General features: G+C 74.7%; 13 protein-coding genes. 6 read left to right on the plus strand and 7 right to left on the minus strand.

The window, feature by feature from the left end; translation table 11 throughout:
• Window positions 1-42 precede the first annotated feature (42 nt).
• From GA0070606_RS22520 to GA0070606_RS22535, 4 genes are all read left to right on the plus strand, one after another.
• Window positions 43-1,026, plus strand: coding sequence for an aldo/keto reductase (locus GA0070606_RS22520; RefSeq protein WP_091103900.1), 984 nt, complete (start codon window positions 43-45; stop codon window positions 1,024-1,026).
• A gap of 61 nt (window positions 1,027-1,087) precedes the next feature.
• Entirely contained in the window at window positions 1,088-1,825 is a 738-nt protein-coding gene (locus tag GA0070606_RS22525; protein ID WP_091103902.1) for a sulfotransferase-like domain-containing protein, read from the plus strand.
• Window positions 1,822-2,679 carry a family 3 encapsulin nanocompartment shell protein gene (locus GA0070606_RS22530; protein ID WP_091103905.1) on the plus strand — a complete coding sequence of 286 codons (858 nt, stop codon included), beginning with the start codon at window positions 1,822-1,824 and terminating at the stop codon, window positions 2,677-2,679. Before GA0070606_RS22525 ends, GA0070606_RS22530 begins: the two co-directional genes overlap by 4 nt.
• A 12-nt stretch (window positions 2,680-2,691) precedes the next feature.
• A complete protein-coding gene (locus GA0070606_RS22535) occupies window positions 2,692-3,858 on the plus strand; it encodes an MFS transporter (RefSeq protein WP_091103908.1) in 1,167 nt (388 codons plus the stop codon).
• A gap of 45 nt (window positions 3,859-3,903) precedes the next feature.
• On the opposite strand, the gene GA0070606_RS22540 is transcribed toward GA0070606_RS22535, so the two are convergent.
• The 3 genes from GA0070606_RS22540 to GA0070606_RS22550 form a co-directional block, all read right to left on the minus strand.
• The gene (locus tag GA0070606_RS22540) at window positions 3,904-5,001 is read right to left on the minus strand and encodes an NAD(P)/FAD-dependent oxidoreductase (protein ID WP_091103911.1); all 1,098 of its coding nucleotides are present in this window, start codon (window positions 4,999-5,001) and stop codon (window positions 3,904-3,906) included.
• 156 nt (window positions 5,002-5,157) lie between these two features.
• A complete protein-coding gene (locus GA0070606_RS22545) occupies window positions 5,158-6,384 on the minus strand; it encodes a S8 family peptidase (protein WP_091103914.1) in 1,227 nt (408 codons plus the stop codon).
• Window positions 6,385-6,501: 117 nt separating this feature from the next.
• Window positions 6,502-9,522: an Hsp70 family protein gene (locus GA0070606_RS22550; protein ID WP_091108040.1), complete on the minus strand. Its 3,021-nt coding sequence runs from the start codon at window positions 9,520-9,522 to the stop codon at window positions 6,502-6,504.
• 142 nt (window positions 9,523-9,664) lie between these two features.
• Between GA0070606_RS22550 and GA0070606_RS22555 the strand changes: the two genes are divergently transcribed.
• Window positions 9,665-10,906, plus strand: a complete 1,242-nt coding sequence (locus GA0070606_RS22555; protein WP_091103916.1) for a hypothetical protein — start codon at window positions 9,665-9,667, stop codon at window positions 10,904-10,906.
• A 143-nt stretch (window positions 10,907-11,049) separates the two neighbouring features.
• Here the strand turns inward: GA0070606_RS22555 and GA0070606_RS22560 are convergent, their stop codons facing one another.
• Window positions 11,050-11,583, minus strand: coding sequence for a hypothetical protein (locus GA0070606_RS22560; RefSeq protein WP_245724771.1), 534 nt, complete (start codon window positions 11,581-11,583; stop codon window positions 11,050-11,052).
• 202 nt (window positions 11,584-11,785) lie between these two features.
• Between GA0070606_RS22560 and GA0070606_RS22565 the strand changes: the two genes are divergently transcribed.
• Window positions 11,786-12,676 carry a hypothetical protein gene (locus GA0070606_RS22565; RefSeq protein WP_141721761.1) on the plus strand — a complete coding sequence of 297 codons (891 nt, stop codon included), beginning with the start codon at window positions 11,786-11,788 and terminating at the stop codon, window positions 12,674-12,676.
• Between the two features lie 47 nt (window positions 12,677-12,723).
• Here GA0070606_RS22565 and GA0070606_RS22570 read toward each other — a convergent pair whose 3' ends face one another.
• From GA0070606_RS22570 to GA0070606_RS22580, 3 genes are all read right to left on the minus strand, one after another.
• The gene (locus GA0070606_RS22570; protein WP_091103921.1) at window positions 12,724-13,059 is read right to left on the minus strand and encodes a hypothetical protein; all 336 of its coding nucleotides are present in this window, start codon (window positions 13,057-13,059) and stop codon (window positions 12,724-12,726) included.
• 215 nt (window positions 13,060-13,274) lie between these two features.
• Entirely contained in the window at window positions 13,275-13,952 is a 678-nt protein-coding gene (locus tag GA0070606_RS22575; protein WP_091103924.1) for a nucleoside/nucleotide kinase family protein, read from the minus strand.
• A 450-nt stretch (window positions 13,953-14,402) separates the two neighbouring features.
• On the minus strand, window positions 14,403-14,981 hold the full coding sequence (locus GA0070606_RS22580) for a hypothetical protein (RefSeq protein WP_176737392.1): 579 nt from the start codon (window positions 14,979-14,981) through the stop codon (window positions 14,403-14,405).
• Between the last annotated feature and the right edge of the window lie 69 nt (window positions 14,982-15,050).

Below are 15,050 nucleotides of genomic sequence, written 5' to 3' on the forward strand. Positions count from 1 at the left end.
GGCCGCGCACGGCGCGGCGACCGGCACGGATGAGGGAGTGGGATGCGATACCGCAGGATGGGTCGGCTCGGCTGGCAGGTCAGCGAGGTCGGGTACGGGATGTGGGGCATCGGCGGCGGGCCCGGCGGGTTCACCGGCTGGGACTACGACACCGCGCCGGCCTGCCTCGACGAGGCGGTCGAACGGGGCTGCAACTTCTTCGACACCGCCTGGGTCTACGGGCGGGGCGTCAGCGAGCGGCTGCTCGGCGCCCTGGTGCGCCGGCACCCCGACCGCCGGCTCCACCTGGCCACCAAGATCCCGCCGAAGAACCGGGAGTGGCCGCCCGGCCCGCAGGACACGCTCGACGACGTCTTCCCGGTCGACCACATCCGCGAGTACACCCACCGCAGCCTGGAGAACCTGGGCGTGGACCGGATCGACCTGCTCCAGTTCCACGTCTGGGAGGACCGCTGGGCCTCCGACGGCCGCTGGCAGGAGGCCGTGGCGGACCTCAAGCGCGAGGGCGTGGTCGACGGCGTCGGGATCAGCGTCAACCGGTGGGAGCCGACGAACTGCCACGCCGCCCTCGACACCGGCCTGATCGACGTCGTCCAGGTCATCTACAACATCTTCGACCAGGCGCCGGAAGACGAGCTGTTCCCGCGCGCCCAGCGCGACGACATCGGGATCATCGCCCGAGTGCCGTTCGACGAGGGGACGCTGACCGGCACGCTGACCGCCGACAGCACCTGGCCGGAGGAGGACTGGCGCAGCACGTACTTCGGCCCGGAGAACCTGCCGCCCAGCGTGGAACGTGCCGAGCGGCTGGCCACGGACGTGCCGCCCGGCATGACCATGCCGGAGCTGGCGCTGCGGTTCATCCTGCACCACCCGGCGGTGAGCACGGTGATCCCCGGCATGCGCCGGGTCGAGCACGTGCGCGCCAACCTGGCGGTCAGCGACGGCGCGCCGCTGGAGGCCGGGCTGCTGGACCGGCTGCGCGGCCACCGCTGGGACCGCAAGCCCACCTGGTGGTCCCAGTGAGGCCCGTCCGCCGCCCCGGCTCCGCGCCGGCCCGGCGGCCCAGGGGGTACGGGGGCCCGGCATGCCGGTGATCGCCATGTGGGCGCATCCCCGCGCGCTCTCCACCGCGTTCCTGCGCATGATGATCGCCCGCGGCGACGTGACGGTCGTGCACGAGCCGCTGGTGACCCTCGTCGACGAGGGGCACGTCGACCTGCCCACCGCCGACGGCGGCACCGTCACCGTGACCGAACCGGCCGCCGTCACCGCGCACCTGACCGCGCTGGGCCGGGACCGGACGGTCTTCGTCAAGGACACCCTGGAGTACCGGTACCGGCACCTGTTCGACGACCCCGAGGCGATCGCCGACGTCACGCACACGTTCATCGTCCGGGAACCGGCCCGCACGATCAGCTCGCACTACGCGATCAAACCCACGGTGACCTGCCCGGAGATCGGCTTCGAGCACCAGTGGGAGCTGTTCGACCTGGTCCGCCGGACCGCGCGCCGCCCTCCGGTGGTGATCCGGGCCGAGGACCTGCTGCGTCGGCCCGCCGAGACCGTGGCGGCCTGGTGCGCCGCGGTCGGGCTGCCGTTCCGCCCCGAGGCGCTGAACTGGGCGCCGGGGGAGCGCGCCGAGTGGCGGCGCACCCGCAAGTGGCACCTCGACGTCGAACGCACCTCGGGCTTCTCGCCGGTCGCCAAGTCCTTCGCGGTGACCGTCGGGAACAACGACACCCTGCGCGCGTACCACGACCACCACCAGCCCTTCTACCAGCGGCTGATCCGGCACGCCATCTGCATCGGGGAGGACTCATGACCACCACCGTCGCGCCGCCCGCGACCGCGTCGTCGACGCTGTCGCCCGGCGAGCTGTTCGCCCGCGCGTACGTCGACGACCCCGCCGTCGCCGAGGTGCGCTTCGACTACACCATCACCGACGCGTTCCAGCCGACCAAGGAACGCCCCCGGGTCACCGTCCGCAACCTGTTCCGCAAGCGGTCGGTCGGGATGGACCCGGTGCGGTTCTGGTGCGAGGGCCGACCCGACGCCGGGGAGGCCGCGGCCGTGCACGAGTCGGGCCTGCGCCGGGAGGCCGCCTTCCGGTTCGGCACCGCCACCGCCGGCGTGCACCCGATCCGGGCCTGGGTACGCGTCCCCGAGGAGTTGGCCGACGACCCGGAGGCGCTGGCCGTCTTCATCGACTACCGGCTGCTGGTCCGCCTGGCCACGGCCGAGAACCAGGCGCTGACCATCGGCGAGGGCGGCCTGCTGCGGCACCCGGAGATCGGCCGGCTGCCGTACCGGCACGACTGGCTGAGCGGCCTGCTCGCCGCCTGCGACGAGATCGAGCAGACGGGCGCCACCCCGCACGCGATGATCGTCAACCCGAGGGACTACTACACCCACCTGCTCGGGCGGGGCGCGCTGCTGGCCGACCTGACCCGCAACGGCGTGCAGATCAGCCGTACCCGGATGGTGGCGCCGGGCGAGGCGGTGGTGGGCGACTTCGCGATGGCGGCGCGCCTGCTGGACGCCGGGCGCTCGGCCATCCGCGTCGGGACCCCGCCGCCGGGCACCTTCGCGACCGACGGCCCGGCCGTCTGCGCCGAGATCCACGAGGGGCTGGCCGTGCACCTGCCGACCCACTTCTTCCACGTCGTACCGGCCTAGGAGCGTCGCCGCATGACCACCACCGGCGGGAAACTCGCGTTCTACCGGCCCGTCGTGCCGCTCTTCGCCGCCATCTTCCTGTGCCTGCTCGGCGTCGGCGCGTCCCTGGCCGTGCTGCCCTTCTACGTCCTCGACGAACTCGACGGCAGCCGGGTCGAGGTGGGCGTGGTGATCGCCGCGATCGCGGTCTCCGCCGTGATCGCCCGGCCCGTCGCGGGCCGGTTCGGCGACCGGCACGGGTACCGGACGGTGATGCTGGCCGGCGCGGCGGTCTGCGCGGCGGCCGGCGCGGCCTACCTCATGGCCGGCAACGTGGGCGTGCTGGTCGGCGTGCGGGTGCTGCACGGCGTGGGCGAGGCGGCCGTCTACACCGCCGGCGCGGCCTGGCTGGTGGCGCTGGCGCCGGCCGACCGGCGCGGCCGGGTCGTCGGCCTGTACGGCATCCACATGTGGCTGGGCATCACGCTCGGCGCCCTGCTCGGCGCGGTGCTGCTGCGCACCTCGGGCGGCTATCCGACGGTGTGGCTGTTCGCGATCGCAACGGCGGCGGCCGGGGCCGCGCTCGTCGCCGCCCGCCCGCGCCCCGAGCAGCCGGCCCCGAAGGGCCGGGCCGGCATCCTGCCGGGCAGCGCGGTGGCCCCGGGAGTCGCGCTCTCCCTGGCCGGCTTCGGCTACGCCGCGCTGGCCGCGTTCGTCGCCCTGCACCTGGCCGACCGGGGGATCGAGAACGGCATCGCCGCGTTCAACGCGTTCGGCTTCACCTACGTCGGGGTGCGGCTGTTCGTGGGCGGGCTGCCCGACCGGCTCGGCGCCGGCCGGGTGGCGGTCGGGTCGGCCCTGGTGGAGGCGGTGGGGCTGCTCCTGGTCGCGGTCGCGCCGAACCTGGTCGTCGCGGTCGTCGGCGGGCTGGTGATCGGCGCCGGGCTCTCGCTGCTCTTCCCGGCGCTGGCCCTGCTGGTGATCAACCGGACGGACCCGGCCCACCAGGGCGCGGCGCTCGGCGCGTTCACCTCGTTCTGGGACATCGGCCTGGTGGCGGGGGCGCCCCTGGCCGGCCTGGTCGCCAGCGTGGCCGGCTATCCGGCGGTCTTCCAGGTGATGCTGGTGGCGGCCCTGATGTCGGCCGCCCTCTCGGCCTGGACGATGCTCCCCCGCCGCACCCTCACCCCCCACCCCTGACGGCGGGGTCAGCCGCACCCTGCCCCCCCACCGCCGACGGCGGGGTCAGGGGAAGCGGGTGGGGGAGAGGGGGGCGGGGTCCACGGGGGGCGGGGCGTCGACCGCCAGCGCGGCGAGCAGGGCGCCGGCCGCGGGCGAGGTCTGGACGCCGTAGCCGCCGAGCCCGGCCATCCAGAGGAACCCCGGTGCGTCGGCCGCCGGGCCGATCACGGGCACGTCGTCCGGGGCGGCGGTCCGCAGCCCGGCCCAGGGCCGGTGGACGCGGCGGATCCGCAGCGTGGTCGCCGCCTGCACCCGTTCGGCGCCGATCGCCACGTCGAGGTCGTCGGGGCGGGCGTCGCCGGGCGGCACCGCGGTGGTGTCGCACGGCGAGACCAGCAGGCGTCCCGACTCCGGCTTGAAGTAGAAGCTCCCGTCTACGTCGTTGACCATCGGCCAGCCCGCCGCCGCGACGCCGGCGGGCGCGTCCACCAGGAAGGCGGTGCGCCGCAGCGGCGTCAACCCCATCGGCCGTACGCCGGCCGCCGTCGCGATCTCGTCGGCCCAGGCGCCCGCCGCGTTGACGACGACCCGGGCGGTGAACTCGCCGGCGTCCGTGCCCACCCGCCATCCGCCGCCGTCCCGCCGCAGCCGACGGACCCGCGCGCCGCACACGATCCGGCCGCCGGCCGCCCGGAGGCCCCGCAGGTAGCCCTGGTGCAGCGCGGCGACGTCGAGATCCCGCGCGCCGGGCTTCACCATCGCCCGCCGGCACCATTCGGCCCGCACGACAGGGCAGTGCCGGGGCACGTCGGCGACGTCGATCTCGCGGGCCGGCGGGTCGACCTCGGCGCCGTCGCGCAGCGCCGCCTCGAAGGCGTCCTCGCTGCCCGGCGGGCAGAGGCTGAGCACGCCGCGCGGGGTGAGCAGCGGGTGCTCGGCGAAGCCGGGCGGCGGCGCGGCGAGGAAGCCCCGGCTGGCCCGGGTCAGGGCGCGCACCGTCGGCCCGCCGTAGTACTCGGAGAAGACCGCGGCCGAGCGGCCGGTGGAGTGCCGGCCGGGAACCTGCTCCATCTCCAGCAGCACCACGGTCCCGTACGCGGCGAGGTGGTGCCCGGCGCTGGCGCCCGCGATGCCCCCGCCGACGACGAGATAGTCGATCATCGATCGAACGGTAGTCGGCGGTTCCGGCGGAGGCAAGGGTCGACAAACATCGATCTTCGGGGGGCCGCTCGGCTCGTCGGCCGGGCCGGCGTCTCCGCGGCGGCGGCCGGCGTGGCTCGCATGGCGGCGCGACGGGCCCGGCCATTCCGGGCGCGATCAGGGGCCGCAGTAGAGCAGGCGGTTCGGCGTGCCGCTGACCGTGCCGGTGACCACGCCGACCGTCGCCCGACCGGTCAGGTGGGCCGCCACCTGGGCGGGGCTCCAGGTGGGATTGGCCGAGAGGGCGAGCGCGGCGCACCCGGCCACGTGCGCGGCGGCCATCGACCCGCCGCTGAGGATCGTCGCGGCGCTGTCGCCGGTGTGCCAGGTGGAGGTGATGTTCGCGCCGGGGGCGTACAGGTCCAGGCAGCTGCCGTGGTTGCCGCTCGGCATCCTGGCGTCGGTGCTGGTGGTGCCGGCCACCGTCAGCGCCGCCGGCACCCGGGCGGGGGAGTAGTTGCAGGCGTTGGCGTTCGAGCTGCCCGCCGTGACCACGTAGGTGACGCCGGACGCGATCGACCGGTTCACCGCGGCGTCCAGGGCCGTGCTGGCCCCGCCGCCGAGCGCCAGCAGCGCCACCGCCGGGCGGACGGCGTTCGCGGTGACCCAGTCCACCCCGGCGATCACCTGGGCGAAGGTGCCGCTGCCGGAGCAGTTGAGCACCCGCACCGGGCGCAACTGGATCTCCTTGGCCACCCCGTGCCGGGTGCCGCCGATCGTGCCGGCCAGGTGGGTGCCGTGACCGTTGCAGTCGTCCGCCGGGCCGCCGTCGACGAGGTCGACTCCCACGCCGGCCCGGCCGCCGAAGTCGCCGTGGGTGCGCCGCAGGCCCGTGTCGAGGACGTACGCGTGCACGTTGTGGGCCGTGTTCGGGTAGGCGTACCGGCGGTCGAGGGGGAGCGCGCGCTGGTCGATCCGGTCCAGTCCCCAGGAGGGCGGGTCGAGCTGGACGCCCGGCCCGACGAGGGTCACCAGGCGGTCCCGCTCCACGTACGCCACGGCCGGGTCGGCGGCGAGCCGGCGGGCCGCCCGCTCCGGCAGGCGGGCCTGGAATCCGGCGAGCGCGTGCCCGTAGACGTGGCCGACGGAGGCGCCGTACCGGTCGGCGAGCCGGTCTGCGACGCCCCTGACCGCCGACCGCCGGTCGCCGGCGCGGCGCGCCACGCCGTCCTCCCTGAGCACCACGACGTAGCCGTCCGCCACGGCGGCCGGGTCGTCGGCGTACCGGATCGTGCCGCCGGGGGCCGCGGTGGCGGGCGCGCCGACCGTGGCCACGACCGTGGCGGCGAGGGCGAGTGCGCCCGCCGCGCGCGCCCGCCACCGTCGGGTACGGGGAGATGTCATGCCGGTCCTCCTCCTGTCGGCCCCGCGCCGGCTCGTGGCCGGGGCGCGGGGCGGCCTGGTCGTTGAGAGGAGGCTATCGATTACATAGATCGATCTGAATTGTTCGTCCGGGATCCGCTAACTGTCGGCAAACCGGTGGAGCACGAAGTCTCTGCCGGCCCCGCAGGCGATCACGCTGGTGTTCCACGAGCAGGTCTCGCTGCGCACGTCCTCGAGCTGGCCCAGCTCGGCCACCGCGCCCGAGCCGGCCGCCACCCCGGCGACGCTGCGGTCGTCCTCCGCCGGACTCGGCGGGTCGGCGAAGACCAGCAGGTTTCCCGCGTCGAGCCGGACCGCCACCCCGGGCCGGTCCCGCAGCACCGCGCGGCCCTCCGGGTCGAACAGCGTGCTTGTCGACTCCGGGGAGGTCCGGCGCACGAGCAGGTGCTCGCCGAGCGGCACCAGACTGGTCGCCCCCGGCGCCGGCCAGCGGGCCGCCTTCTTCTCGGTCGCCGCCACCACCTCGGTGCTCTCGTCGTCGCCGGCGGTGGTCTCCAGCAGGCACGCCCGGTGCTCGCCGCAGGGCACCAGCGCCTTCGGCCGCTTCCGGTCGCCCGCCGCGGTGTGCAGCACCCTCGGTTGGGCGTCGGTCGACAGGTCGTACGCGAGCAACTGGTAGTTGGCCTCGTCGCGGGCGACGTAGACGCGGTCCTCGTGCGCCACCACCAGGTCGTCGTGGTCGGCCACGCCGGCGCGGCCGTGGACGACGCGGCCGCTGCCCATGTCCAGGATCCGGACGGAACGGTCCGCGCCCACCTGCACGATCCGGCGGACCTCGCCGCGCCACGGATCGCGCGGCGAGCCGTCGACGAAGGCCGGCCCGCCCAGCGCCTTCTCCGTCGTGACCGGGTGGACGCTGGTGCGGGCGCCGCCGTACTCGTCGCGCGGGCTGTCCCGCGCCCACACCTCCCCGCCGTCGGCCAGCCGCAGCCCGACCAGCCGCTTCCCGGCCCGGTCGACCAGCACCGCGACGCCCTCGCCGAAGAGGACGTCGTCGTCGCCCCGGATCGACCGGCGCCACCGCTGCTCGCCGGAGGCGCCGTCGAGCAGCACCAGGTCCCTGGGGGTGTCGTCGCCGATGGCGTCGGCGACGACCGCGACCGCGCCGGGCAGCGCGACGATGCGGTCCCAGCGCTCGGCGGACGCCACCGTCTGCTTCCGCCACTTCTGCGCGCCGGTGCCGGCGTCGACCGCCGTCACCTCCAGCCGCCCGTCGTCGAGCGGGTACGCGAGGTAGGCGCGGTCGCCGAGCACCGCCGTGAACATCGCCGTCGGCCGGTCCGCCCCGGCGGCCACCCGCTCCACGACCTCGACCGAGGTCCGGAACTCCAGGGCGGGGTAGCGGTCCCGGGTCAGGTAGAGCACCGTCGCGGTCACCACGCCGGCGAGGGCGACGACGGCCCCCACCGTGATCCACAGCGCCCGCCGGCGGGGGGACGCCGGCGCGGTCGGGCCGGTGCCGGGCGGCGGCGACACCGGCGCACCGGAGACGGGTACGCCCGGCCACGCCGCCGGCGGCACCCACCCTGCCTGCGGCGGCGCGGGCAGGCCCGGCGGCTGCCCGCCGTGGCCGTCGGGCGCGTGACCCGGCGACCCGTAAGGCACCGGGCTGCCGGCGGGCGCGGCGGCGCCGGGCTGTGCCTGCGCGCCGTACGACATCGGGTGCCCTGCCGGCGCGGCGGCGGGCGACCCGTGGGGCACGGCCGGCGACGGCGCGGCGGTCGGTGTGGCCGACGCTCCCGCCACCAGGGTCGGCGCCAGTGGCGCGGGCAGGGCAGGGGTGACGCCCTCCGGCCAGGCCACGACCATCGGCGTCGGCCCCACCGGCCCCACCGGCCCGGCCGGCTGCTCCGCCTGCGCCTCGGCTGGCTCGGCCTGCGCGACCGGCGGCGACGCCGGCTCTGCCTGGTGCGCCGGCACGGGTGGCGGCGGCTGCTGCGCGGTTGCCCCGCCGGCGCGTCGGGGCAGCGGCAGGTCGGTCAGCGCCCCCTCGGCCACGGGCAGTTCCGGCTGCTCGAGCACGGTCGGCGCCACGCCCAGCTCGGCGTGCAGCAGCCGGGCGACCATCGGCATCCGGGTGGCGCCGCCGACCAGGAACAGGCCGGCGAGCTGCTGCGGGTCGAGGCCGGCGGTGGCGATCACCTCCCGGGTCACCGCCACCGCGCGAGCCAGCAGCGGCGCGGCCACCCGCTCCAGGTCGGCCCGGGAGAGCGTGACGACCGCCTCCACCCCGGGCACGGCCACCGGCGCCGCCGTGACGCGGGACAGCATCTCCTTCGCGCCCCGGACGTTCTCCCACAGCTCGTGCCGCTCCCGCCACTGTGTCGCGGACGACGGGCGGACCAGCCGCTGCCACTGCGCCGGGTGCTCGCCGGCGACCAGCTCGCCCACCCGGCCGAGCAGGGCCGCGTCGACGTCCAGCCCGCCGAGGTCGTCGGCGCCGCCCGCGGCGACCACGCTGAACCCCGAGTCGCCCCACGGGTCGGCGCCCTCGTTGCGAAGCACGGCGACGTCCAGGGTGCCGGCGCCGAAGTCGAACACCGCGATCGCCCCGCCGACCGGCACCGGCCGGCGCAACACCTGCGTGTAGTAGCGGGCGGCGGCGACCGGCTCCCGCAGCAGCCGGGTGCCCGGTGGCGTAGGGCCGGAAAGCGTGTGCTCGGCCGCCGACGGCCACCCGGCGACGGCCAGGGCGTCGGCGAGCACCTGCCGCCGGGCCTCGTCCCACGTCGCCGGGCAGGTGAGCACCGCCTGGGGCAGGAAGCCGACCGCGTCGACGACCGCCCGGGCCACCGCGTGCAGCGTCGCGGCCAGCAGTTCCGCCGGCGGGTACCGGCGGTCGCCGAGCGACACCCCGGGCTCGTCGATGCGCCGCTTCGGGTTGGGCTCGTACCGGCCCGGATCGGTGCGGGCCAGCCGCTGGGCGTCCCGGCCGGCGTGCAGCAGCCCGTCGGCGTCGGCGTACACGCCGGAGGGGATGACCGGCTGACCGTCCACGAGCAGCGGACGGGTGTGCCCGTCGGGCCGGCGCAGCACGGCGACGGTGTGGGACGTGCCGAGGTCGACGCCGAGGGCGTACCCCTCGTGCTGGCCTACCATCTGCCGATACCTCCGCGGGACGAGGGGATGCCCGGCCCGCATCGTACGCAGCCGCCACACCGGCGCCGATCCCGCCCTGACGCGCCCCGGCGGCCGGCTCGACGCCCGCCACGAGATCCGACGACGCCCTGCGGCCCGACGGGTGCTCCCGGCCGCCGGCGTGGCGTCGCCGCCGCCCGCCACGGGGACGTACCAGCCGGCGGGCCGGGTCGACGGGCCGATGGTGCGGCGGCTGCTGGACTCGCCGACCCGGGGCAACCTCGCCGGCGACAGGGCGCTGATCGCGGACATCGAGCGGCAGTACCGGGCAGCCCGTGCCCGGCTGCTGGTCGACCCGACGCTGGACAGGGTGAAGGTGCTGCTCGCGCACGACGTGCCGGGCGCCCGGACCGTGGTGGTGGCCTTCCTGAACGACTCGCACGCGCTGCTGCGCCATGGGGACGGGCCGGCCGGGGCGGCCGTGCCGGAACTGCTGCGAATGACCGGCACCCCCGACGAGCCGCACCCCCTGGAGCCGTACCTCTTCTACGGTCGGCACTGGCCGACGGACGTCGGCTTTCGCCCCGATCTCCTCGTCGGGCTGGCGCCGGCCGGGTGTGTCGTCGAGACCTCCGCCGACGGTCGGATCCAGCGGGACGGACGGGTCGTCCGAAGCTGGCAGGCGGCGGGCACGGACGGGTTCGTCGTGCGCGGCGCGGGCCAGACGGCCGAACGGTGGCGGTTCACCTGCGACGGCGTGGTGCGGTACTCCGCTCCGGCAGGCGGTGGAGGCGTGGTGCGGTACTCCGGTCCGGCAGGCGGTGGACCGGCTGCGGCGGGGCCGACGGCGTCGGCCGTCTCCACCGCCGGCGCGCGCGGCCCGGTGGACGCCACGCTCGCCGCCGACGCGGTGCGCGACCTACGCGGGGAACTCGACAGGCACGGGCTGACCGGATCCGTGCCCCGGGTCGTCTGGGGCGGGCGGTTGCCGGACTGGGTTCCCGGCGCGCCGGAGGCCGTCATGGTGAGTTCCTGCTCGGCCGACGAGGGCTGCGCCCTGCTGCTCAAGACCAGGGCCGGGACGCTGCCGCGATCGGAGCCGGGGTCACCGACCGACTCCTCCGCCGTCGCGGGCAGTCCTGACCTGCTCGTCGTCCCGGTGCCGGGAGAGGCGGCCGGCGTGCTGGTCGTCGGGCCGGAACCGGCGGCGCGCGTCGAGCTGTTCGACGGGAAGGGGCGGACGATCGCCAGCGGCCGGCTCGACAACGGTGCGGGCGCGGTACGCGTCGACCCTCGTCGGGTAGCTCAGGCGAAGGTCTTCGACAAGGGCGGCCGGCCCCTGCGGACCGGGGCCACACCGGGGCTCGACGGCGGCCTCGGCGAGCCGACCGTCTGGGCCCGGTGACGACGGAGCGTCGACCGCGTGTCCGGCTCGACCTCGGTCGACCGGGCACGCGGCTCTCGCCGCCTACGGGGCGATCATGCCGTGAGAGGGCGCCTTCACCGTGCTCATCGCCGCCGTGGCCGTCGAGGCCGCGGCCTTCGCGGTCAGCCAGGCCGTGGCCCTGCGGCAGGCGGGTCCGCGTGGTCTCGCCCAGCGGGCCGTGCGGTGAGTCGAGGGAGGCGGGTCTCCTCGTCGGCCCGTGCCGCCAGCGCGCGCTCCACACCTCGACGCATTCGTCTCGACGCGCCGGGAAGGCGCTGCAGGCGACGCACCTCGTGGGGCGCCAGCTCACGTCGGCCGGCCACCGCGATCGCCGCGGCGTAGGGCCTCGACGTTCGGCGGTCCAGCCGGGCGGCGATCTCCTTCAGGACGTCGAGCAGTACGCCCCGGTCCGCCTGCGGATGCCGGGCGACGAGCCGCAGGAGACGGTTGCGGTCCCACTCGGAGAACGACCCGGCGAGCAGTTCCCTCAGCGCCACCGCGTCCGCGCGGACGTCCTCGGCGACGGCCAGGCGCACGAACGGGTAGGGACTGCGGGCGAGGACGCGCATCCCGGCCGCGTCGACACGCGGGTCTGCGACGACGTCCAGATAGTCCCGGGGCGTCCGCGACCGTGGAAGCAGCGTCTCGACATCCATGACCGCTCCTCACCGCGACCCTCCATGTTGCGCCATGCTCACGGATCGACGCCTGACCGGGGACATCCTCCGCGCGCCGTGACCGGGTCGACAGCGGCCTGATCGAGATCCAGACTGATGTCGATCAGCGGCTGATCCGAGGGAGGAACGCGTGGGTGAACTGGTTGCCGCCACGGACCTGCGCGTCCAGCCGGACCACCACATGTTCGGCATCGGGGACCAGACTGCCGGGTTTGGTGGACGCGCGCCACTACCGGGACGCGGCTGGCTGGGAGTCGGCAGTTCCGCCGTGCTGATCGGGGCCGCCGAAGACCTGGTCTGTCCGGCTCTACGGTTGGAATACTGGGACGGTGAGCCGCCGACCGGCCCACCCGACCACGAAGCGCAGGAGACGACCAGTCTGCTGTTGCCGACGGGCAGGCTCGCGCTCGACGAGATCACCGGCGGGGCCGTTCCGGACGTCTTCGTCCTTCCACCCGGCGTCTACGCGCTCCGGATCACCTGCTGGAACCGGGAGCGGGTCAGACGCGAGTTCGAAGCGCTGTGCCGGGGCGGGCTGGACTGGGACGGACCCGAGTTCGAGGCGGCCCGGGCCGGCCTGGCGGGACAGGAGCGCTACCTGTTCCAGTTCTGGCTCCAGGCGCCCACCTCCGCGCTGCTCGGCTCCACCGGCGTGCTGATCCACCCCGGCTACGACCGCCTCGGGATCACCGACTCCGCCGCCCGGGTCACGCTGATCCCTCCGGCAGAGGCAGAGCCACTCACGGTTGGCCCGTCGAGTGTCCTGATCCCGATGGAGCATCAGCACGGCCGGCCTGCCTTGCGGATGGAGTCGTGGAACGGGCCGCCACCTGCCCCCGGACCCGACCACCCGGGGAAGCAGCTGCGCCTTCACCTTCCGTCCGGCAGGCTGGACCTTCTGCACCTACCGGCGGGGCCGGCGGGAGTCGGAGAGATTTCCGCCGGGATGATCCCACGCATCTTCGACCTGCCGCCCGGTGACTACGAACTCCGCCTGACCAGGCGCGGGTCAGAGCCGGGCGAGGACGCCCGGAAGGAGCGCCAACTGATCCAGTTCTGGCCGATCCGGTGAACCAGTTCGCCGGGCGAGTGCCGGACGCCCGGAGCGGACCTGCTGGGTCAGCTCCGACGCCTGGCGCGATGATCGAGGACCCCGTGGGCGGCCATCAGTGCCAACGCGGCCAGCAACAGCACGGCGGCGATCCAGCGGCCCGGAGTGCGCCACGCGCTGGGCGTGACCTCCGTGAGGTTTCCCAGCGCCAGGAGAACGTAGAGGCCCATGCATGCCGCCCCGGCGGCCCACAGCCGAGGATGACGCAGGACCCGCCCGAAGAGCCGAACCGTCGACGCGCGCCGGCTGTGAATGACCGACCAGGCAGCGCACCCGACCAGGGCGACGGCGGCGCCGGCGAGCAGGATGTCCACGGCCACCGCGCCCGCCTCCGAGGTCGTCACGGCCTCACGGTAGCGGCGTCACCCAAGCCGACCGGAGACAGTCGGTGGCAACGCCGGCGGCCTGGGCCGGAATTCGTGGGGCGGGCGACGGGAATCGAACCCGCACCGTCGGTTCGGGAGAGCGTGCCCGGGTAATCGTGATGCCCGAAGACGCCCGCGGCCAGCAGCAGCGCGCCGTACCTCTCGCGCCCGCTCATGGCCGCCGCACGCCACGGTCACCGGCCCGTGGACGGGCCCAGACGGAACCGGGCCGCAAGGTCATCGACAAGGTCGGTGACGTCACGCGAGCCATCGATGGACACCACCGGCAGGTGTAGCTCGACGGCCTGGCGCCGAACCTCGGCGTCCCACAGTTCGTCGCGAGCCAGTCGCAGAGCGAGTGCTTCGCCGTGGTCGCTGTCTCCCCAGTTCGCTCGGGCCCTCGCGGCGTCGGCGAATCGAGCCCGCAACGCGCGATCCCGAAACTGCGGCGTCGGCAGGAGGAAGGCTGCCTGCTCCGGCCACGCCAGCAGCGGAGCAACCTCGCGGGGCAGAGTTCGGAAATCGTCGACCAGGACCGGACGCCCAGTGCGCATCGCGAGCAGGTCATCGACAACGAACCCGAACGTCTCCCCGTGCAGGCTCGGCATCGATTCGAAGATCTCCTGGGCGCTGCGGCTGTTCCACTTCTGCGCCGGCGGAGCTTGCCGCAATGCCCAGAGGTACGGCTGCTCGTGCGCGGTGCACCGGCTGACGTAGCCGCGCTCCGCGCGGTCGCCGTCGTAGATCAGCACGTCGTAGCGCTCGGCTAGGGCTCGGGCGAGGGTGCTCTTGCCTGACCCGGTGCCCCCGGCGAGCCATCGAACATGCGAAAGGCGGCGAGCCAGGTCTGCACCTTGGTTGTCGGCGACCATGCCACGAGAGACTGCCGACATCGGGGGCAAATGAACAGTCTTGTTCTTTCCTGTGCGGCCGGTGAGGATCAGGAAAGGGCGCTCGGCATGCGGGTGCGGATGCGACGGATCTCTGACGAGGGCCGGGGTTCGGGGCGGAGCCCGAGGTCTCCAACGTCCTGGTCGTTGCTCAGTGTGGCCGGGCGAGTGGGACCGCGAGATCGCCTCGGCCATGCCCCGGCGGATCGCCCGGCAGACCCGAGGCAAGGGCGGCCAGAGCAGCTGTCGGCCCGCAAGATCGAAGCGGGGCGTGGCCGACGGGCCCAGGATCGGGGGGTGCGGCCTCTGACCGGACAGTCACGGCTCGGAGCTGGTAGGAGCTGCTGTTGACCCTTGTTGACCGACCTCACGGGCACGACCGGCTCTCCGTCACCACCGACACCCTGTTCGTGATCGCCGCGGTTGTGCGGCCTACTGGTGCGTCAGCGGCAGATACCGCTCCCGGCCGCTCTGCTCAGTCGTCTGCGTGAACCCGGCCGCCTCCAGGATCGCAGCGAACTTGGCCCGTCTGCGTCGACGAATGGAGACCAAAAATAGGGTGACAGACATCAGCGCCGCCCAGGCGACGGCGGCGACAGCCGCGGCGGCGGTGGGGGACGTCCCTCCTAGCCCGAGCCGCACACCGAGGACCGCGCACAGCACGGTGAGAACGACATAGAGGAGCCACGTTCGCTGCTTGTCGTCGTTCCAGCCCTCGAGGTCGTAGCTGATACGGGCCTTGAACAGTTCCAGCACGTCGGCAGGCACGGGGGGCAGTGCGCCCCCGGTGGAAGCATCCGGGTACTGCACTCGGTTCCGCTCGGCCCTTTCGCGGGCCTGCGGACGGGGGTCGGGTACGAAGAACAGCTGCGGTCCGCTGCGGTGTCGCTGCCGTGTGTCCGTGTACGCGTAACCGAATTGCTCGGCAACAGCGGCCATAAGGGCGAGTGAGCGCAACGTGGCCACCTGCTCGACCTCCACCGGCTGCCCGCCGGCCATCTTCCGCAACATCTTCCGCACGTGCCGCTGTCCCACCAGCGATTCCCCATCACATCGTTGATCCGACTTGCACAGCCTCTC

The organism is Micromonospora citrea (assembly GCF_900090315.1).
Taxonomy (GTDB): Bacteria; Actinomycetota; Actinomycetes; order Mycobacteriales; family Micromonosporaceae; genus Micromonospora; species Micromonospora citrea.